This is a genomic window from Pararhizobium sp. LjRoot238, from assembly GCF_964252955.1.
In the GTDB taxonomy this organism is placed as follows: domain Bacteria; phylum Pseudomonadota; class Alphaproteobacteria; order Rhizobiales; family Rhizobiaceae; genus Pararhizobium.
The window spans coordinates 4,144,002-4,161,135 of sequence record NZ_CAXUPP020000001.1; the positions used below are offsets into that span (position 1 = coordinate 4,144,002).

Sequence of the window (17,134 nt, forward strand, 5' to 3'; positions counted from 1 at the left end):
CGGACGCCCGCGGAATCAAGACTTTCAGGCACTTGCACATTGCTGCCTGTTTCCTTGGGCACAATAAGGAACGCCGTTTTGGTGGAAAACACACTGGAACGAAGCGCTTCCAGCTAGTGAAAGCATCAAAGGAGAGTTTGAAATGTCTGGCAATAAGATGGACAAGCACGGTAAGCGTGTTGCTGCTGCCAATCTTGTCGAGCAGTACCGTCCGCTCGGCCTGAAGGCCGTCCTTGCCGCTGCTCTGCAGGTCAAGCCAAAGCCGGTCAAGAAACCCGCTTTGCCGAAGCAGCCGGCCTGACCCCTCAAAAAAGCGACAACTGACGGTCTGCCGGCGGCTCCTTTGGCTTTGAGGCGGGCCTTGCGGCAACGCTTACCGGGGCCTGAAGATCGGTGCCGGTATTTGCCACCTTGTTCACCCGGTCGGATACGGCGATGGCTTCGAAATAGCCATCGCCCGCCGGTATCATGAGATCCGCGACATCGCGCGGTTCCTGTGTCTTGCAGTCGAGCCAGCGGGCAAAGTCTTCGGGCTTGATGACCACCGGCATCCGATCGTGAATATCAGCGATGCCGGCATTGGCGCGCGTGGTCAGGATGGCGCCGGTGTCGACCTCTGAGCCATCCGCCGAGGACCAGGTCTCCATCAGACCGGCGAAGGCCACGACGCCCCCATTTTTCGGGCGAATCCAGTAGGCCTGCGACGGCTCGCCACTCTCCTTGGGCGGCCGATGCCACTCGTAGAAGCCGGAGGCTGGAATGAGGATACGCCGGTGGCGCATGGCGGCCTTGAACGAGGCCTTGCCGATGGCGGTCTCGGCACGTGCATTGATCAGCAACGGAAAATCGCGCGGGTCCTTCACCCAGGACGGCGTAAATCCCCACCGCACCAGCAGTGCCCGGCGCTCCGGCAGGTTGCTGCCCGGCTGCTGGCGATCGCCGGCAATGACGACGAGAATGGGTTGCGTCGGTGCGATGTTGAAGCGCGCGGGAAAGTCCTCCGTCTCCAGGAGGCCAAGAAATTCCGCCACTTCTTCCGGTGTCGCCGTCAGCGCAAATCGTCCGCACATGGATCAGTCCAATCTCAGTGCGGGCATCGCGGGAACCTCATCAACCGCAGCCAGATCGAGACGATAATGCCAATAGGACCAAGAGCGTGGCGAGAATTGCCCGATCTCGGCTTCGTTTAGGATCTTTTTGAGCAATTCGGTGCCCGCCAGCATTTCCAGGGTCTGAATGTCGTCAAAGTCGCCGATGTTCATCACCTGGGCGATGACGCGCTCCGGTTGCTCGGCGGCTTCCTCCTCGGATTTCCACCAAACATATTTTTTGGCAAAAAAGGATAAGCTATCCCTGTCCAATTTCCGAACTGCCACGTTTTGGGTTCTCGCTTCGCTGCGATCCATTGTATTTCGTTGACGCACAGGAATATAGATAGAACGCCGATGAAAGACCACATGACCCGTCCCACTCCCCAACTCGCGTCCTCCGCCATTCTGGAGCGCGACGGGCGATACCTGCTCGTGCGGCGGGCCAATCCGCCGTCTGCGGACATGTATGCTTTTCCTGGCGGGCGGGCTGAGATCGGCGAGACGCCGGCGGAAACGGCGGTGCGTGAGTTTCACGAGGAAACAGGTATTCTTCCGCGCAAGCCACACCTCTTCGAAACCTATGACCTGCCTCCGCGCGAATCAGATGGGGTGGGCGCGCGACACTTTTTCCTGTCGGTCTTCACGGTGGATGCCGATCCGGACCTTGTTGCCGTCGCCGGCGACGACGCGGCCGGCATCGGCTGGTATACGGCGACCGAAATTTTCGAGTTGCCGATCCCCGATAGCGTTCGCGAATGCGTGGAAAAACTTGAGGCGCGCCGGCAGCCGGGATCGTCCGATGGAAATTCGACTTGCCTGCCGGCGTGATTCGGGGCTTCAAAAGGGTATGATCCGCTTTCTGGCCATTCGATTGTCCCTTTTGCTGGCTCTTGTTGCTCCGCCATTTGGCGCCCAGGCGCAGGAGACGCCGGTTATCGGCACCCCGGCGGTGACCGCTGAAAAGCCTGCGCCCTATGACACGCGGCTGTTGCGCCTTTCGGAGATCCTTGGTTCCGTTCATTATTTGCGGACACTCTGCAAGGATGAGGCGGCAGACAGCTGGCGGCAATCGATGCAGGACCTGCTCGACAGGGAGGCGGGAGGCGAGGCCCAGCGGCGGGCTCGCATGACCGCAGCCTTCAACCGCGGCTACCGGACTTTTGCCTCCGTCTACACGGCCTGCACAGCCGCCGCGGTGGTGGCCGACGAGAGATACCGTGCCGAAGGAGCAACACTTGCTTCAGAAATAACCGCTCGTTTTGGAAATTAAGGGGATATTAACCTCTTTTCTCAGGAGCCCGTGTCGTTTTGGGAAAAGGCTGCTAAGGTCGTTAAGAGAGTGGTAAGAAGTGGCGCCACCTCAAGTCAGGTGCCAAGTAAAGAGCGTGAAACGGCATGGAACGAATGATGGAACCCAGTCTGAATGACATCGACGACATGATCGTTCATGAGAAGATGCAGGCAGCCCTGGAACACCAGAATGAAGCCTGGGCGGATGGAATGGCTGACGGCATCGAGCCTGAGATCATCGCCGATGCGGCCATTGCCCTTGCCATGCGCGAGACGATCCGCCTGCACGGCGAAGACGGGGCCGAAGCCATGCTGAACTCGCTGCGCGAGCGTATGCTGGCCGGAGAATTCTCACCGGAACGTACTCTGCAGTAGTTTCGAGGCAGCCATGTTACGCCAGATGTCAGCAAACCGGCCAGTTGCGGTTCGATTTTCTGCGTTATTGCTCGCCGCGCTCGTTGCTTCCTCCTTCCTTTCTTCGCACGCCGCGTTTGCGCTCAGCGAGCTCAAGCAGATTCCCGGGCAGGTGAACGAGGACGACAAGGCCAAGGATGCCCCCGAAGTGGATGAGCCGGAGGATGCGGGACCGATGCAGATCCCGATGCCCGATCCGCTCGTGAACAAGCCGGCTCGCGACGAACAGGACGATACGGTCCAAGATCCGGCACCGGCCGCTCCCGTCGAGGTGCTGTCCGATGTGTCGAAAATTCCGCAGGCCGTCGCCCGCATGCGCGAGCTGATCGTCGAGGCTGCGGCTTCCGGGGACATCGAACGGCTGCGACCGCTGCTCGGTAAGGGTCCGACGCAGACGCAGGTGGGCGAGAACGGCACCGATCCCGTCAAGGTCCTCAAGGGACTGTCCGGTGATCAGGAGGGCATTGAAATTCTGGCGATCCTGCTCGACGTTCTGTCGACAGGCTTCGTGCTGGTCGACAAGGGAACGCCGGACGAAATCTACGTCTGGCCCTACTTCACCGAAAAATCTCTTTCCTCGCTCACCGCGCCCGAAAAGGTCGATCTCTTCCGGCTGGTGACCGCCGGTGATGTCGCCGGGATGGAAGAGGGCGGCAACTACAATTTCTACCGCGTCGGCATCACGCCCGACGGCCAATGGAAATTTTTCATCGCCGGAGACTGATCGCCGCGCAAAGCGCTTGCTCAGGCTCGCATGAAATCCTACCTGTTTACCGATGAACAGGATAAGCTCCATGCAACCCACTACTCTTGCCGATCGCGCTGTCGTCACCGTGTCAGGACAGGGTGCGCAGGATTTTCTGCAGGCCCTGATCACGACTGATCTCGGGCAGCTGGAAGATGGCGAAGCCAAGCCGGGCGCATTGCTGACGCCGCAAGGCAAAATCCTTTTCGATTTTTTGGTGACACGCGACGGCGAAGCGATCCGGCTTGAAACCGGGACAGACCAGGCCGAGGCGCTGCTGAAGCGGCTCACGATGTACAAGCTGCGGCTTCCGATCTTGCTCTCTGTCACGTCGCCGGCCGCGGTCACCATTCATTTCGAGGAGACATCGGGCGGCTATCGCGATGCCCGTTTCGCCAAGGCAGGGCAGACGGTTTATCGCACCTATGGCGAGGAAGGCGAAACGAGCGGCATCCAGGAATACGAACGCCTGCGGATCGCAGCAGGCATTGCGGCTTCCGGTGCGGACTATGCTCTGCAGGACGCCTTTCCGCATGACGTGCTGATGGACAAGAACGGCGCGCTGTCGTTCAAGAAGGGCTGCTATGTCGGGCAGGAGGTCGTGTCTCGCATGCAGCATCGCGGCACGGCGCGCAAGCGTATCGTCATTGTCACGGCGGAGACCGCCCTGCCCGCGACCGGTACGCCGCTGACCGTCAAGGACCGGCCGATCGGCACGCTCGGCAGCGTCGTCGGTGCTTCCGGTCTGGCGATCGTCCGCATCGACAAGGCGGGCGAGGCCATCACATCCGGTGAAGCAATCCTGGCCGGCGATGTGCCGGTTAAGCTTGCGCTGCCCTCATGGGCGGGGCTTGAATTTCCGGCTGAAGCCGACGAGGCGAGCGCCTGATGTCTGCCCGCGCCTGGCAGCGCATGCTGTCCGGACGGCGGCTGGATCTGCTCGATCCGTCGCCGCTCGATGTCGAACTCTCCGATATCGCCCACGGGCTCGCGCGCGTCGCCCGCTGGAACGGCCAGACGGAGGGCGACCACGCCTTTTCCGTTGCCCAGCACAGCCTGGTGGTTGAGGAGATTTTCCGCAGGCAATACAATGGCACGCCGGACGAATGCCAGATGGCGCTGCTGCACGATGCGCCGGAATATGTCATCGGCGATATGATCTCGCCCTTCAAGGCGGTGGTGGGCGGTGGCTACAAGGTGGTCGAGAAGCGCCTGGAAGGTGCCATTCACCTGCGCTTCGGCCTTCCCGCGACGACGCCGGCGGAGCTGAAGGCCAAGATCAAGAAGGCCGACCAGATCGCCGCCTATTTCGAGGCGACCGTGCTTGCCGGGTTTTCGCTTGCGGAAGCACGGAAATTCTTCGGCCAGCCGCGCGGCATCACTCGCGAGATGATCCTGATCGATCCGCTGCCGGCGATCGAGGCGCAAAAACTCTTCGCCGAACGGTTTGAAGCCATCGAAGCGATGCGTACCAACGCGCGAGTGGCATCCTGATGTCGCAGATCATTGTTTCCCCCCTTTCTCGCATCGCCGAAATGGCCGTCCGGCACCGCTGCCGCGAGATGGTCAGTCTTCTCGCCAAGGACCAGAGCTTTCATCGCCCGGCGGTGATCGACGCGACGCGTCACCTTTCGCTAGGCGTCAACGACATCAGTTTTGGTGGAAATGACGGACTGGTAGCACCGCAGGAAAGCCATGTCATGCAGATCATCGGCTTTGCGCAGCAATGGGACCGGTCGGCGCCGCTGCTTGTCCATTGCTGGATGGGGATTTCCCGTTCTCCGGCGGCCGCCGTCATCGCCGCCTTGGCGGTGGAGCCCGATCAGGACGAGGCGGAACTGGCGCGGCGGCTACGCGCCGCATCCGCCTATGTCACACCGAATATCCGGCTGATCGAGATCGGCGACCACCTGCTTTCGCGCAACGGGCGCCTGGTTGCAGCTATCAAGGCGATCGGACGGGGCGCCGATGCGGACGGCAATGTGCCCTTTGTCTTTTCGCCACTGCCGGAGCCCGTCTCCCATGCCGGTTGACGAGAGGACCATCACCGTCGAGATCGGCCTCAATGCCGCGATCGTCGCCGTGACCAGCCGCTCGCCGCGGATCCTCGCCGTCAGCGAAGGACAGGAGGACAGCCGCGACGGCCTGCCCTTCGGCCCCTTCGATCCCGCCCGCCACCGCACCTTCGAGACCAGCCTGCGCGCCAGCGTCGAAGAGCAGACGGCGCTTGATCTCGGCTATATCGAACAGCTCTATACCTTCGGCGACCGCGGCCGGCATCGCTCGCCCGGCGAAAGCGGCAAGCATATGGTGTCGGTCGGCTATCTGGCGCTGACGCGCACCGACGCGGAAAACAATGCGCGGCTGGCGGATGCCGGCGCTCATTGGCGCGACTGGTACAGCTACCTTCCCTGGGAGGACTGGAGGCAGGGCCGTCCTGCGATCATCGACCAGATCATTCTTCCCGCCTTGCGGCTATGGGAAAAAAGCGGGCATCAGGACGAGCGCATGGGCCTGCCGCAGCGGCGCACGCGCATGCGGCTTGCCTTCGGGCTTGATGATTTTCCCTGGGATGAAGAGCGCGTATTGGAGCGTTACGAGCTTCTCTACGAGGCCGGACTTGTCGGCGAGGTCGCCATCGACGGGCGGGCGGTTGCCACAGCCACGCCGCCGATCGGCCTGACGATGCGCGACGACCACCGCCGCATCGTCGCCACTGCCGTCGCGCGGCTGCGCGGAAAGATCAAATACCGCCCGGTGATCTTCGAACTGATGCCGCCGGAATTTACGCTGACCGACCTGCAGGCGACAGTCGAGGCCATTTCCGGCCGCCATCTGCACAAGCAGAATTTCCGCCGCCTTGTCGAAGGGGCCGAGCTTGTCGAACCGACCGGCATGTTGACCGCCGCCACCGGCGGCCGCCCGGCGGCCCTCTTCCGATTCCGCCGCCAGATTCTCGACGAACGCCCCGCGCCCGGGCTGAAAGTCGGCGGACGATAGCGCTTCGGATTGATCTCGCACTCCCTGTCCTCGCTTCTTACAGAGCGGGATATGGGAGAATACGGCCGCGAGCGTTATTCGATCACAGCGCAAGCCAGCCGTTCGCCAGCGTCGCCGGAGGGTTGGCTGCGGTTATCGTCGGATTTGGCATGGATCATCAGAGCCCGGCCGCGAATGTCGTTTTCGGCATTGTCAAGCACGACCATGCTGTTGAACACCTGCGCACGCAAGACGCCGTCATCGCCGACATACTGGTTCGGCATGTCGCCGGCATGCGGGCCATTGGCAGCGAGGAATCCATGTTCGGTCTTGCCCGGATCGAAATGCTTGCCGGCCGACTCGTGGCCGTGGGCGGCATCGCATTCACCGGTTTCATGGATATGGAACGCCACCCACTTCCCCGGCGGCAGATCGGTGACCTCGACTTCGATGAACACGCCGTTCTTGGCCGAGGTCAGAACCGCCCTGCCCGTCTCCTTGCCATCTTTTCCGATGAAATTGGCGACAGCTGTCTGCGACGAGGGCTGCGCAAGGACGGGTGTTGCGACACAGGCGGCGAGCACCACCATCAAGATGGGATTTTTCATCTGCATATCCTTCCGGTTGATCGAAATGCGCGATCCAATCCAACGCGTGAGTCCCGCCGCGGTTCCGGCGGATGACAGGAAGGGAATGCTATACGGGCTTTTTGTCTTTCCCAGAAGTTAACGGCAGACGCGAAAAGCCGGGTTCGTCGCGCCCGAACCCGGCTTCTTTCTTGCGCTGAATGCGGTGTGGTGGTCAGGCGGCGAGCAGAAGGTTCGTCTGGGTTTCGCTCTGATCCTGATCGCTGTTTTCCTGATATGCCTGGATGGCAGACAGCAGCTGATCGAGAATATCCTGAATGGCCTCTGTCGTGTCGACGGCCGCGCTTGCATCGGAACTGTCCGTTGCGGTAGCGTCTTCCGGCGGCGGTGGCATCATGCCACGCGGCGGTCCGCCGGTTCCCTGGGCTTCCACGCCCGTCGAAAACTGCTCTTCTGTCAGCGACCCGGTGCCTTCGGTGTCAAGGCTGGCAAAGAAGGCTGTCGCCTCTTCCTCGCTGACATCATCGGGACGGGCGGCCACGAACTCGGCCTGGGTTACCGAACCGTCGCCATCGGCGTCGATATCGGCAAACATGTCCGCGGACGACGGCGGCGCCGGCGGTTCTGTGCCCTGGCTCTGCTGCATGATATCCAGCATCATCGCCATCATTTCACCGGACCACTTGTCCGATGTGGTCTGGGCGGCGTCCTGGGAGCCGGCAACATATTCTTCATAGGTCATCGCGCCGGTGCCGCTGCTGTTCAGCGTACCGAACAGGGTCGCCGACTGCGTCTCGCTGACATCCTTTGGCCGGCCGGCGCTGAATTCGTCCTGGCTGACGGTGCCGCTGCCGTCTTTGTCCAGCTTGGAAAACATATTTTGGTATTGATACGCGCTTGTGCCTGTCGAGACACTTAACATCAAGCTCTCCTTTTCGAAACGCTCGTGGAAGACAATGTATCCGCCATACGCGATATAAAAAGGGGACAGGAACCGAGTTAAACCGGTTCGGAGATTCCGTCAAAAATATTTGTTCATCACTAAAATATACAGTTGACAGCCTTTTAAGCACGAAAAAATTAAACACTATTTCCTGCTTATTCAAAGTATTTCTTTTTAATTCCATATTGTAACTTTATATTTCTTGGCGCGACCGATGCTCCCTGATGAGCGCCAGAACCGCTTGGAAAAACCTGATGGCCGACGTGACGAAACCGGCCTCGTTCGCGCCAACTGTCTGGTGCTGGTAAAAGTCCCCTCTTCGGCACATGATACAAGCGGTCGAACAGCAAGGCGCGAACCAATGCAGACCATTGTTCTCCTTCTCGCCGGCACACTTCTCACTGCGCCTGAGGACAAGCCGAACATTCCGGATTATTTTGACGGCAACCGCGCCCCGGATCAGCCGGTGGTTACCATATGCAATCTGAATGGTGAGGACGTGAATGGTCCGTTCAAGACCTGCCGCTACGATTGCGGCAAGTCTCTGACGATCGGCGTGCGCCTCGTCTGTCCGTTTGTGCTGCAACGATAGGAGTGGCTATGAAGGGCTTCGACTGGCATGCCGACCCGATCGACCGCAACACCGCGGTGACGCCGACCTACAGGAACACGCAGAATGTCCGGCGTTTCCTCACCGCGCAATGTGGCAAGGATTTCGCGTTCGACCGGGCCTTCATGGCCTGGATCAAGGACGGTGCGGCGAAAACCATGGGCGATGTTGCGGATGAATGGACGAGACGGCGTGCTACGGCAAAATGGCTGTAACGCTCTTCAGCCGATGACCACATCCAGCCCTATGTCCAGCGTCGGCGCCGCCATGGTAATCTTGGAGGTCGAGATGTAGTCGACGCCGGTTTCGGCGATGGCGCGGATGGTCTGGAAATTGACGTTGCCGGAAGCCTCCAGCCGGGTACGGCGGGGGTCGCCCGCGTAAGCATCAGCTGAAAGCTGCCAATGGGCTGCATTGACCGCGACGGCTTCGCTAAGCAGGTCCGGCGCCATATTGTCGAGCAGGATGACATCGGGGCTGGCGGTCAGGGCTTCGCGCATCTGCTCCAGGCCATCGACTTCCACCTCGATCTTGACCAGATGGCCGCAATAGGCGCGCGCCGCGTTGACGGCGCCGGCGACGCCGCCGGAAACGGCGATGTGGTTGTCCTTGATCAGGATCGCATCATCGAGGCCATAGCGATGGTTCGAGCCGCCACCGAGACGAACGGCGTATTTTTCAAGCGCCCGCAGGCCGGGAATGGTCTTGCGCGTGCAGCAGACCTTGGCGCGGGTGTGGGCGATCTCGGCGGCGAATTTTGAGGTATGCGTCGCGACGCCGCAAAGATGCATGAGGAAATTCAAGGCCACTCGCTCGGCCGACAGAAGCCCGCGCGCAGGCCCGGAGATGCGGGCAAGCACGGTGCCCGGACCGACCCGGCCGCCATCCGCCACCAGCGCGTCGAAGCGAATTGCCGGATCGATCAGCCGGAACGCAGTGCGGGCCAGTTCCATGCCGGCAACGACGCCGTTTTCGCGGGCGTTCATTTCCGCGGTGGCCGTCATCTCCGGCGCGATCGTTGCGTAAGTGGTGATGTCACCGGCGCGACCGAGATCCTCCAGCAGGGCAGCGCGGACGTGCTCCTCCACCATCAAGGCGGGCAATTCGGGACGAAGGGCGGTGAGCGACATGGCGGTTCCTCTTCAAAGTGCTGCGACGAAGGTTCCAGTTTCTCGTAAACCGGCCCCTCCCATCGTCATCCTAGGGCTTGACCCGAGGATCCACGCAGGTTGTGTCTGGACCCTCGGGTCAAGCCCGAGGGTGACGGAGTAAGATGGCGGCTGCGGAAAACAACTCTAAACCACTTCCGTCTCCGCCACGTCTGCGACGATCCGGTCGGCTTCCGCCAGCGTCAGGTAGGTTCGGCGTTTCCATTCTGGGCGTGGCTCCAGGCAATCCGAGCGGAAATGGCCACCGCGGCTCTCGGTGCGCTGGAAGGCCGCAACCGCCATCAGCTTGGCCGTGGTGAGGATGTTGCTGAAGCGCAGCCTCGTGTTCTGGCGCTCGAGATTGGCGATGGCGCGGATGGCGCGGCTCAGGCTGTCCCTGTTGCGGATGACACCGACATGGTCGCTCATGATATGCCGCAGCGCCGTCAATGGCGGGCTGTCTTCGAGTGTCACCGGATCGTCGTTCTCGCCGGCATTGTTGCCCCAATCGGTGATCTTCGGTTCCGGCAACATGCCCTTGATGTTTTCGGCGATACGCGCGGCAAAGACCACCGCTTCCAGAAGAGAGTTCGAGGCCAAACGGTTGGCGCCGTGGACGCCCGTCGAGGTGACCTCGCCCGCAGCCCACAGCCCGTCGATCGAGGTACGGCCCTCGGCGTCGGTGAGCACGCCGCCCATATGATAGTGCACGGCCGGAACGACCGGGATCGGCTGGGTAACCGGGTTGATGCCGGCCGACATGCAGGAGGCGTAGACGGTCGGGAAGGCCTCGGGGAAATGCGCGCCGACGGCCTTGGTGCAATCGAGGAAGGCGCCGCGCTTGGCCTGCACTTCGGCGAAGACCCCGCGCGAGACGATATCGCGGGGAGCAAGTTCGCCATCCGGATGGATGTCGAGCATGAAGCGATGGCCGGCAGAATTGATCAGGTGCGCGCCGTCGCCGCGCAGGGCTTCGGTCGCGAGCGGTGCCGGGTCGCGGCCGATATTGATCGCCGTCGGATGGAACTGCACGAATTCCGGATCGGCAACGATGGCGCCGGCGCGCGCCGCCATGCCGACGCCCTGCCCGCAGGCTTCGGTCGGATTGGTCGTCACCGAAAAAAGATGGCCAACGCCACCCGAGCAGAGCACGACGGCGCGAGCCGGGAACGAAACGCGCTTCTTCGACTGCCCGGCATCCGGCCGGGCGATGACGCCGGAGATGAAGCGGCCCTGGCGCACCAGTTCCTCGACGACATAACCTTCCAGAACCCGGATCGACGGCGTGTTGCGCACGGCCGCGATCAGCGCCTCCATGATTGCCTTGCCGGCCATGTCGCCCTTGACGCGGACGATGCGACGCTCGGAATGGGCAGCCTCGCGCGACAGAAGCAGCTTGCCTTCCAGATCGCGGTCGAAGGGTACGCCGTAGCCAAGGAGATCGTGAATGCGCGCCGGGCCTTCGGCCACCATCAGGCGCGTCATCTTCTCGTCGACGATGCCGGCACCGGCAACCAGCGTATCGGCGACATGCTTGTCGATGGTATCGCCGAGCCCCATGGCAGCGGCAATGCCCCCTTGAGCCCAGGCGGACGAGGCGCCGTGACCGATCGGCGCGGCGGCAAGCACGGTGACGGGACGCGGGCTGAGTTTCAGCGCGCAGAAAAGGCCGGCAAGGCCGCCGCCGACAATGACGATGTCGTCGATGCCATTGAAGGATTGCGGGCGGAAATGGTCAGTCAGCATTGCTTCAAGCTCCCACAGTCGCGGACTGATCTCCCCCCTTGAGGGGGAGATGTCACGAAGTGACAGAGGGGGGTTCCACGATTGAGGGCGGCGCCAGGAACACCCCCCTCTGCCCTGTCGGGCATCTCCCCCTCAAGGGGGGAAATCGCAAACCGAGAGCTCCCGGTTCCAAATCCATTGTCCACGCTGTTTCGCATTTCGCCCCTCCCGGCGGAACCAAAAATTACTGCTTCAAATTCACCATCCGCTCGACGGCGAGGCGGGCGCGGTCGGCGATCGCCGGATCGACAAGCACCTCCTCGGTCATGAAGAGCAGGCTGTCGAGGATCTTCGGCAGCGTGATGCGCTTCATGTGCGGACAGAGATTGCACGGCTTGATGAAATCGACGCCCTTGACCTCCGCCTGGATGTTCGACGCCATCGAGCATTCGGTGACGAGCAGCACCCGGGCCGGACGCTTGTCCTTGACGTAGTTGATCATGCCCGAGGTGGAGCCGGCGAAGTCGCAGACGGCGATCACGTCCGGGTGGCATTCGGGATGGCCGATGATCTCGATCGACGGATCGGCCTCCTTGTAGGCCAGGAGTTCGGCGGCCGTGAAGCGCTCGTGCACCTCGCAATGGCCCTTCCAGGTGAGGATCTTCTTTTTCGTCTGCTTGGCAACGTTCATCGCCAGATATTCGTCGGGGATGCAAAGCACGGTATCGCTCTCGAGGCTCTCGATGACGGCCAGCACATTGGACGAGGTGCAGCAGATATCGGTCTCGGCCTTCACGTCGGCCGACGTGTTGACGTAGGTCACGACCGGTACGCCGGGATAACGCTCCTTCAAGAGGCGAACGTCGGCGCCGGTGATCGATTCCGACAAAGAGCAGCCGGCCTTGGCGTCCGGGATCAGCACGGTCTTTTCCGGATTGAGCAGTTTGGAGGTCTCGGCCATGAAGTGTACGCCACACTGGATGATGATCTCCGCATCGACCTTGGTGGCGTCGCGCGCGAGCTGCAACGAGTCTCCGACGATATCGGCGACGCAGTGGAAGATGTCCGGCGTTTGGTAGTTATGGGCGAGGATAACGGCGCCGCGCTCCTTCTTCAGCCGGTTGATGGCGTGCACATAAGGCGCATAGACCGGCCATTCGAAGGCGGGAATGAACTGCTTCACCCGCTCGTAAAGGTGCTCGGTTTCGCGTGCGATGTCCGGTGTGAAGGTCAGGTTCGGTTTTTCGATGATGCCGAAGCGCTCGGCGGCGGTCTGGAATGCGCCGGAAGTCTTAAGGGCTGCATTGGTCTGCGCGATCGTCATCGAACTGCTCCTCTCACCGCCCCTCCGGCGGCAAAACCTATTTTGCTCAAATTGAGCATAATAGGATCAAAACAAAACCGGCAGTGCCGGTGGACGAGACTTAGAAAGTTTTGTGACAGTTTTCAAGAATGCCCTCCCGCTATTTCTGCGGGAGGGGCAAGAATTTGTGGGGCCGTCAGGCGATCGCCGGGCGGGTGACCGCCGGGCGGGTGACCGGCTTCTCCTCGATCGGCCAATGGACGACGGCGGCGAAGATGCCGAGCGCCACGCCGAGCCACCAGACCGGATCGTAGGAGCCGAGACGGTCGTAGAGATAACCGCCCATCCAGACGCCGAGGAACGAGCCGACCTGATGCGACAGGAAGACGATGCCGCCGAGCAGGCCAAGATGGCCCGTGCCGAACATGATGGCGACGAGGCCATTGGTCGGCGGCACGGTCGACAGCCAAAGAAGCCCCATGACGATGGCGAAGATGATCACCGAGGTTGGCGATTGCGGCAACAGGAGGAACGCCGAGACGGCGATCGACCGGCCGATATAAATCAGCGACAGGAAATAGGGCTTCGAATAGTGCTGGCCGATGATACCGGCAGATAACGAGCCGATGATGTTAAAGAATCCGATCAGCGCCAGCGCGATCACCGCGTAGCGCGCATCGATGCCGATATCGCCGATATAGGCGGGGAAATGCGCGGTGATGAAGGCCACCTGATAACCGCAGACGAAGAAGCCGGAGACGAGCAGCAGATAGCTCTTGTGGCCCAGCGCCTCCTTCAGCGCCTCGCCGATCGACTGCTTGTAGAGCGTTTCCTTCTGGCTACCGGACGAAGCGTTGCCGCGCAGCGGGATGGCAAACAGCGGCACGAGCAGCATCACAAGGCCGAGATAGACGAGGCTGTCCGACCAGCCATAGGCGGAGATCAACCCCTGGCTCAAGGGAGCGAACAGGAACATGCCGGCCGAGCCCGCCGCCGTGCCGATGCCGAAGGCCATGGAGCGCTGGTGCGGCGTGACATTGCGGGCGAAGGCGGACAGCACCGTGCCGAAGGAACCGGCACCGACGGCCAGGCCCACCAGCACGCCGCCGCCGATATGCAAGGTGGCTGGCGAACTGCCGAACGACATCAGGAACAGTCCGGCGGCATAGAGAAGCCCGGAGATGGCCAGCACCCGCCAGGTGCCGAACTTATCGGCGATGGCGCCAAAGAACGGCTGGCTGAGCCCCCAGCAGAGGTTCTGCAGCGCCATGGCGAGGCCGAAGGTGGTGCGGTCCCAGCCGGTATCGGCGAGCATCGGCAACTGGAAGAAGCCCATGGCCGAGCGCGGACCGAAGGTCAGCAAGGCGACGAGCGACCCGGCGAGAATGATCAGCCAGGGCAGACCGGGGCGGGCGGCATGTATCTGCGCGGTGGATGGGGAAACGGCGGACATGAACGGCTCCGTGTTATTGGAGCGCCAAGCTACACGTCGCAAACATGCAAAAAAAGTGAATTTAAATGACTTTGCAATCAGCCAAATTGATGAATCAGGGCTGGCCGGCCGGAACGGCGGCGCTGCTTAGGCAGAACGTGAGTTTTTCGTTTCTGAAAAACGTCCTCCGGCCCTTTGCGTTTCTTGCCACAGCGGCAGCTGATAGCGTCGGCCAAAAGTCACGCGGAGGCCGTTATGCTCGACAAGACAAAATCCACCGATATTACCCTCTGGGACGGGAGCGCCATCCCGCGGCTTGGCATGGGCTGCTGGGCGATCGGCGGGCCGTTCTATGCGGGCGACGTCCCGCTCGGATGGGGTGATGTCGACGACGCAGAATCGGTCCGCGCCATTCACCGGGCGATCGAGCTTGGCATTCGCTTCTTCGACACGGCATCGAATTACGGCGCCGGGCATTCCGAGGACGTTCTCGGCGAGGCGCTGGCCGGACATCCAGACATCGTCGTGGCGACGAAATTCGGATTCGCCACCGATCCGGCAACGAAACAGGCAACCGGGGTCTTCGCCTCGCCGGACTTCATCCGTGCTTCGCTTGAAACCTCGCTGAAGCGGCTGCGGCGCGAGCGAATCGACCTTCTGCAGTTCCACCTCAATGAATTCGATCCGGTCGAGGCCGACGAGGTCTTCGACACGCTCGACGCCCTGCGGGCGGAAGGCAAGATCGCGGCCTATGGCTGGAGCACGGATTGGCCGGAACGGGCCGCACGCTTCGCCGGCAGGGAGGGCTTCATTTCGGTGCAGCACACGATGAACGTGTTCGAACCAGTCCCCGAGATGATCGCGCTCATCGAAAAGGAGAGCCTCATCTCCATCAACCGCGGCCCGCTGGCGATGGGGCTGCTCTCCGGAAAGTTCAAACCCGGCGACAGGCTGGCGGCAAACGACGTGCGCAGCGCCGCGTTCGACTGGCTGAAATATTTTCGAGATGGCGTGGTCGATCCCGAGTTTTCCAGGCGGCTCGACGCGATCCGGGGCTTGTTGCGCTCGGATGGCCGCACATTGACCCAGGGTGCCTTGGCGTGGCTCTGGGCTCGTTCGCCGAACACATTGCCGATCCCGGGCTTTCGCACGGTGAAACAGGTCGAGGAAAACGCCGGGGGGCTTGAGAAAGGGCCGTTGTCGCATCCGATCATGGAGGCGATCGAACAGGCGCTCAAACGGCCGTGAACCCGCGACCTGAACCTTGCCGGGTCAGGCCCTGATCTTCATCGGCCAACGCTCCTCGCGCGCCTTGACGACTCTCATTCCGTTACCGAGGCTGATCGTGCCCTCGCCGCGCGGCACGGCGTTCCAGCCGAACAGGACACCCGGAACGCGGCGGTCGGCGGACATGCGTTTTTCGGCAAGCCCCTGGATCGGGTTGCCGCCGATGCGCTCGCCGGTCACCTGGTCCTGGGTCGTCATGATGCAGCGGGCGCAGGGTTTGACGAGATCGAAGACGATGCCGCCGATCTCAACGCTTTCCCAGAGGTCTTCTTCCCAAGGCTCGTCATTGTCGATGAGAATATTGGTGCGGAAGCGGTCCATGCCGACCGGTTCCTGCCCCTTGGCGATCAGCGAGACGTTGAGATCCGCGAGCGAGGCGGTCGTGGTGATCAGCACCGGAAAGCCATCGGCAAAACCGACCGGAGTCGCCTGCCCCGCCCATTCCTCGCCGACCGCGCGCGCGGCTTGATCGTCCATGTGCACGAGTTTAACCGGCCGCCCGAACCAGCCGGATAGGGTCGCATTGACGGGCTCTGCGGCAACCGCCGCGTTGACGTCGCTGCCCCAGACCTGAACGTCGATGCGCCGCGCGGGATCGAATGGCACGGTGATCATATGTCCGTTCATGCGCAGGTGAACGCCGCCGCTGACATGTGTCGCCTCGACCTGGGCGAGCAACTGCAATTCCCGCTGGGTGATGAACTGGCCATCGGCATCGACGACCATGAAGCGCCGGTCGCCGGCAAGGCCGTCCATCTGGACAGAGACGGAAGTCTGCGCGATGGCGCGGCCGCTCTTCAGCGGATGGGTGTTGAGCCCGGTCACTTTCATATCGTTACCCCTGCCGTTCAGAGTCTGATTCAAGATCATCGCAGACTGATTCCGCCGATCGACGCAAACAATTGTCTTTTCTAGATTTCCTCAATCAACATGCCCAGCACCGCGCGCAGCCGTTCCTGCCGCTGCCGGGCAAGCGCCCTGCCCGCGGCCGTCTGGAAACCGTCCGTCAGTTTGAACAGCTTCGTCTCGAAATGGTCAATGGCATAGGCCTTGTCATCGAGCGGACGGTCTTCCGCCAGCGGGTCGAGCGGATCGTAGAGACCGCTCCCCATTCTGCCGGCGATGTAAAAACAGCGCGCCGCGCCGATCATGCCGATTGCATCGAGGCGGTCCGCGTCCTGCAGGATTTTCGCCTCCAGGCTTTCCGGTGGGATATTGGCCGAAAAGCTGTGGGTGAGGATCGCGTGGGCGACGGCGGTGATCTCTGCGGTGCGCCAGCCGAGTTCATCGAGCAGTTCAAAAGCCCTTTCGGCCGCCAGACGAGACGCCTGGGCGCGCAACGGCGAATTCTTCTCGACCGAGACGCAATCATGCAAAAGCACGGCAGCGGCGAGGATGCGAAGGTCGCCACCTTCGGCCCCATGGATACGCCGCGCGTTCTTCCACACACGCATCAGATGCGCGGCATCATGCGAGCCGTCATTGCCGGAAACGGCATGCGGCAGCAGCCGTTCGGCAAGGGCTTCATAAGGCGCGAAGGCGGCGGCAAGCGAAGGCAGGTGGCTCATGCGAAATCCATC

The 17,134-nt window shown here is 61.8% G+C and carries 23 protein-coding genes; 13 read left to right on the forward strand and 10 right to left on the reverse strand.

What is annotated here, in order from left to right; genetic code table 11:
- The first annotated feature begins 142 nt into the window (after positions 1–142).
- Positions 143–301 (forward strand): hypothetical protein, encoded by a 159-nt coding sequence (locus tag ACSQ3F_RS20415; RefSeq protein ID WP_436102215.1) that lies wholly within the window; start codon positions 143–145, stop codon positions 299–301.
- Between the two features lie 4 nt (positions 302–305).
- On the opposite strand, the gene ACSQ3F_RS20420 is transcribed toward ACSQ3F_RS20415, so the two are convergent.
- A complete protein-coding gene (locus ACSQ3F_RS20420; RefSeq protein ID WP_436101888.1) occupies positions 306–1,070 on the reverse strand; it encodes an SOS response-associated peptidase in 765 nt (254 codons plus the stop codon).
- 3 nt (positions 1,071–1,073) lie between these two features.
- Positions 1,074–1,406, reverse strand: coding sequence for a hypothetical protein (locus tag ACSQ3F_RS20425; RefSeq protein WP_436101889.1), 333 nt, complete (start codon positions 1,404–1,406; stop codon positions 1,074–1,076).
- Positions 1,407–1,457: 51 nt separating this feature from the next.
- Here ACSQ3F_RS20425 and ACSQ3F_RS20430 point away from each other — a divergent pair, with 51 nt between their 5' ends.
- From ACSQ3F_RS20430 to ACSQ3F_RS20465, 8 genes are all read left to right on the forward strand, one after another.
- The gene (locus ACSQ3F_RS20430; protein WP_436101890.1) at positions 1,458–1,919 is read left to right on the forward strand and encodes an NUDIX hydrolase; all 462 of its coding nucleotides are present in this window, start codon (positions 1,458–1,460) and stop codon (positions 1,917–1,919) included.
- A gap of 19 nt (positions 1,920–1,938) precedes the next feature.
- Entirely contained in the window at positions 1,939–2,361 is a 423-nt protein-coding gene (locus ACSQ3F_RS20435) for a TIGR02301 family protein (RefSeq protein ID WP_436102200.1), read from the forward strand.
- Between the two features lie 125 nt (positions 2,362–2,486).
- Positions 2,487–2,756 (forward strand): hypothetical protein, encoded by a 270-nt coding sequence (locus tag ACSQ3F_RS20440; RefSeq protein ID WP_113004128.1) that lies wholly within the window; start codon positions 2,487–2,489, stop codon positions 2,754–2,756.
- Between the two features lie 13 nt (positions 2,757–2,769).
- Complete coding sequence (locus ACSQ3F_RS20445; RefSeq protein WP_436101891.1) at positions 2,770–3,519, forward strand: hypothetical protein; 750 nt, start codon at positions 2,770–2,772, stop codon at positions 3,517–3,519.
- A 70-nt stretch (positions 3,520–3,589) separates the two neighbouring features.
- A complete protein-coding gene (gene ygfZ, locus ACSQ3F_RS20450; protein ID WP_436101892.1) occupies positions 3,590–4,429 on the forward strand; it encodes a CAF17-like 4Fe-4S cluster assembly/insertion protein YgfZ in 840 nt (279 codons plus the stop codon).
- Positions 4,426–5,034, forward strand: a complete 609-nt coding sequence (locus ACSQ3F_RS20455; protein ID WP_436102201.1) for a YfbR-like 5'-deoxynucleotidase — start codon at positions 4,426–4,428, stop codon at positions 5,032–5,034. Before ygfZ ends, ACSQ3F_RS20455 begins: the two co-directional genes overlap by 4 nt.
- Complete coding sequence (locus ACSQ3F_RS20460; RefSeq protein WP_436101893.1) at positions 5,034–5,573, forward strand: tyrosine phosphatase family protein; 540 nt, start codon at positions 5,034–5,036, stop codon at positions 5,571–5,573. The genes ACSQ3F_RS20455 and ACSQ3F_RS20460 overlap by 1 nt, the downstream gene beginning before the upstream one ends.
- Positions 5,509–6,540: an NUDIX hydrolase gene (locus tag ACSQ3F_RS20465; protein ID WP_436101894.1), complete on the forward strand. Its 1,032-nt coding sequence runs from the start codon at positions 5,509–5,511 to the stop codon at positions 6,538–6,540. The genes ACSQ3F_RS20460 and ACSQ3F_RS20465 overlap by 65 nt, the downstream gene beginning before the upstream one ends.
- Before the next feature lie 74 nt (positions 6,541–6,614).
- Here ACSQ3F_RS20465 and ACSQ3F_RS20470 read toward each other — a convergent pair whose 3' ends face one another.
- On the reverse strand, positions 6,615–7,127 hold the full coding sequence (locus tag ACSQ3F_RS20470; RefSeq protein ID WP_436101895.1) for a superoxide dismutase family protein: 513 nt from the start codon (positions 7,125–7,127) through the stop codon (positions 6,615–6,617).
- Positions 7,128–7,320: 193 nt separating this feature from the next.
- Positions 7,321–8,028 (reverse strand): EF-hand domain-containing protein, encoded by a 708-nt coding sequence (locus ACSQ3F_RS20475; RefSeq protein ID WP_436101896.1) that lies wholly within the window; start codon positions 8,026–8,028, stop codon positions 7,321–7,323.
- Between the two features lie 235 nt (positions 8,029–8,263).
- Here ACSQ3F_RS20475 and ACSQ3F_RS20480 point away from each other — a divergent pair, with 235 nt between their 5' ends.
- Both ACSQ3F_RS20480 and ACSQ3F_RS20485 read left to right on the forward strand, forming a co-directional pair.
- Positions 8,264–8,641, forward strand: coding sequence for a hypothetical protein (locus tag ACSQ3F_RS20480; protein ID WP_436101897.1), 378 nt, complete (start codon positions 8,264–8,266; stop codon positions 8,639–8,641).
- An 8-nt stretch (positions 8,642–8,649) separates the two neighbouring features.
- On the forward strand, positions 8,650–8,874 hold the full coding sequence (locus ACSQ3F_RS20485) for a DUF6434 domain-containing protein (protein ID WP_436101898.1): 225 nt from the start codon (positions 8,650–8,652) through the stop codon (positions 8,872–8,874).
- A gap of 6 nt (positions 8,875–8,880) precedes the next feature.
- Here ACSQ3F_RS20485 and nadC read toward each other — a convergent pair whose 3' ends face one another.
- The 4 genes from nadC to ACSQ3F_RS20505 all read right to left on the reverse strand — a co-directional run bounded on the left by nadC (position 8,881) and on the right by ACSQ3F_RS20505 (position 14,288).
- Positions 8,881–9,789 carry a carboxylating nicotinate-nucleotide diphosphorylase gene (gene nadC / locus ACSQ3F_RS20490; RefSeq protein ID WP_436101899.1) on the reverse strand — a complete coding sequence of 303 codons (909 nt, stop codon included), beginning with the start codon at positions 9,787–9,789 and terminating at the stop codon, positions 8,881–8,883.
- Between the two features lie 165 nt (positions 9,790–9,954).
- Positions 9,955–11,553: an L-aspartate oxidase gene (locus tag ACSQ3F_RS20495; protein WP_436101900.1), complete on the reverse strand. Its 1,599-nt coding sequence runs from the start codon at positions 11,551–11,553 to the stop codon at positions 9,955–9,957.
- A gap of 223 nt (positions 11,554–11,776) precedes the next feature.
- Positions 11,777–12,856 (reverse strand): quinolinate synthase NadA, encoded by a 1,080-nt coding sequence (gene nadA / locus ACSQ3F_RS20500; RefSeq protein ID WP_436101901.1) that lies wholly within the window; start codon positions 12,854–12,856, stop codon positions 11,777–11,779.
- 175 nt (positions 12,857–13,031) lie between these two features.
- Positions 13,032–14,288: an MFS transporter gene (locus tag ACSQ3F_RS20505; protein ID WP_436101902.1), complete on the reverse strand. Its 1,257-nt coding sequence runs from the start codon at positions 14,286–14,288 to the stop codon at positions 13,032–13,034.
- Here ACSQ3F_RS20505 and ACSQ3F_RS20510 point away from each other — a divergent pair.
- Together ACSQ3F_RS20510 and ACSQ3F_RS20515 are read left to right on the forward strand one after the other, a co-directional pair.
- Positions 14,287–14,418 (forward strand): hypothetical protein, encoded by a 132-nt coding sequence (locus ACSQ3F_RS20510; RefSeq protein ID WP_436101903.1) that lies wholly within the window; start codon positions 14,287–14,289, stop codon positions 14,416–14,418. The two genes, ACSQ3F_RS20505 and ACSQ3F_RS20510, sit on opposite strands and share 2 nt — an antisense overlap.
- A 104-nt stretch (positions 14,419–14,522) precedes the next feature.
- A complete protein-coding gene (locus ACSQ3F_RS20515) occupies positions 14,523–15,515 on the forward strand; it encodes an aldo/keto reductase (RefSeq protein WP_436101904.1) in 993 nt (330 codons plus the stop codon).
- A 24-nt stretch (positions 15,516–15,539) separates the two neighbouring features.
- Here ACSQ3F_RS20515 and ACSQ3F_RS20520 read toward each other — a convergent pair whose 3' ends face one another.
- Both ACSQ3F_RS20520 and ACSQ3F_RS20525 read right to left on the reverse strand, forming a co-directional pair.
- Positions 15,540–16,385 (reverse strand): MOSC domain-containing protein, encoded by an 846-nt coding sequence (locus tag ACSQ3F_RS20520; RefSeq protein WP_436102202.1) that lies wholly within the window; start codon positions 16,383–16,385, stop codon positions 15,540–15,542.
- Between the two features lie 80 nt (positions 16,386–16,465).
- Positions 16,466–17,122, reverse strand: a complete 657-nt coding sequence (locus ACSQ3F_RS20525; RefSeq protein WP_436101905.1) for an HD domain-containing protein — start codon at positions 17,120–17,122, stop codon at positions 16,466–16,468.
- Positions 17,123–17,134 lie beyond the last annotated feature (12 nt).

What these genes read in the sequence shown, in the direction of transcription:
- ACSQ3F_RS20415 (WP_436102215.1), top strand. Translation starts at nt 143, where the DNA reads ATGTCTGGCAATAAGATGGACAAGCACGGTAAGCGTGTTGCTGCTGCC.
- ACSQ3F_RS20420 (WP_436101888.1), bottom strand. Translation starts at nt 1,070, where the DNA reads ATGTGCGGACGATTTGCGCTGACGGCGACACCGGAAGAAGTGGCGGAA.
- ACSQ3F_RS20425 (WP_436101889.1), bottom strand. Translation starts at nt 1,406, where the DNA reads ATGGATCGCAGCGAAGCGAGAACCCAAAACGTGGCAGTTCGGAAATTG.
- ACSQ3F_RS20430 (WP_436101890.1), top strand. Translation starts at nt 1,458, where the DNA reads ATGACCCGTCCCACTCCCCAACTCGCGTCCTCCGCCATTCTGGAGCGC.
- ACSQ3F_RS20435 (WP_436102200.1), top strand. Translation starts at nt 1,939, where the DNA reads ATGATCCGCTTTCTGGCCATTCGATTGTCCCTTTTGCTGGCTCTTGTT.
- ACSQ3F_RS20440 (WP_113004128.1), top strand. Translation starts at nt 2,487, where the DNA reads ATGGAACGAATGATGGAACCCAGTCTGAATGACATCGACGACATGATC.
- ACSQ3F_RS20445 (WP_436101891.1), top strand. Translation starts at nt 2,770, where the DNA reads ATGTTACGCCAGATGTCAGCAAACCGGCCAGTTGCGGTTCGATTTTCT.
- ygfZ (WP_436101892.1), top strand. Translation starts at nt 3,590, where the DNA reads ATGCAACCCACTACTCTTGCCGATCGCGCTGTCGTCACCGTGTCAGGA.
- ACSQ3F_RS20460 (WP_436101893.1), top strand. Translation starts at nt 5,034, where the DNA reads ATGTCGCAGATCATTGTTTCCCCCCTTTCTCGCATCGCCGAAATGGCC.
- ACSQ3F_RS20465 (WP_436101894.1), top strand. Translation starts at nt 5,509, where the DNA reads ATGCGGACGGCAATGTGCCCTTTGTCTTTTCGCCACTGCCGGAGCCCG.
- ACSQ3F_RS20470 (WP_436101895.1), bottom strand. Translation starts at nt 7,127, where the DNA reads ATGAAAAATCCCATCTTGATGGTGGTGCTCGCCGCCTGTGTCGCAACA.
- ACSQ3F_RS20475 (WP_436101896.1), bottom strand. Translation starts at nt 8,028, where the DNA reads ATGTTAAGTGTCTCGACAGGCACAAGCGCGTATCAATACCAAAATATG.
- ACSQ3F_RS20480 (WP_436101897.1), top strand. Translation starts at nt 8,264, where the DNA reads ATGCTCCCTGATGAGCGCCAGAACCGCTTGGAAAAACCTGATGGCCGA.
- ACSQ3F_RS20485 (WP_436101898.1), top strand. Translation starts at nt 8,650, where the DNA reads ATGAAGGGCTTCGACTGGCATGCCGACCCGATCGACCGCAACACCGCG.
- nadC (WP_436101899.1), bottom strand. Translation starts at nt 9,789, where the DNA reads ATGTCGCTCACCGCCCTTCGTCCCGAATTGCCCGCCTTGATGGTGGAG.
- ACSQ3F_RS20495 (WP_436101900.1), bottom strand. Translation starts at nt 11,553, where the DNA reads ATGCTGACTGACCATTTCCGCCCGCAATCCTTCAATGGCATCGACGAC.
- nadA (WP_436101901.1), bottom strand. Translation starts at nt 12,856, where the DNA reads ATGACGATCGCGCAGACCAATGCAGCCCTTAAGACTTCCGGCGCATTC.
- ACSQ3F_RS20510 (WP_436101903.1), top strand. Translation starts at nt 14,287, where the DNA reads ATGAACGGCTCCGTGTTATTGGAGCGCCAAGCTACACGTCGCAAACAT.
- ACSQ3F_RS20505 (WP_436101902.1), bottom strand. Translation starts at nt 14,288, where the DNA reads ATGTCCGCCGTTTCCCCATCCACCGCGCAGATACATGCCGCCCGCCCC.
- ACSQ3F_RS20515 (WP_436101904.1), top strand. Translation starts at nt 14,523, where the DNA reads ATGCTCGACAAGACAAAATCCACCGATATTACCCTCTGGGACGGGAGC.
- ACSQ3F_RS20520 (WP_436102202.1), bottom strand. Translation starts at nt 16,385, where the DNA reads ATGAAAGTGACCGGGCTCAACACCCATCCGCTGAAGAGCGGCCGCGCC.
- ACSQ3F_RS20525 (WP_436101905.1), bottom strand. Translation starts at nt 17,122, where the DNA reads ATGAGCCACCTGCCTTCGCTTGCCGCCGCCTTCGCGCCTTATGAAGCC.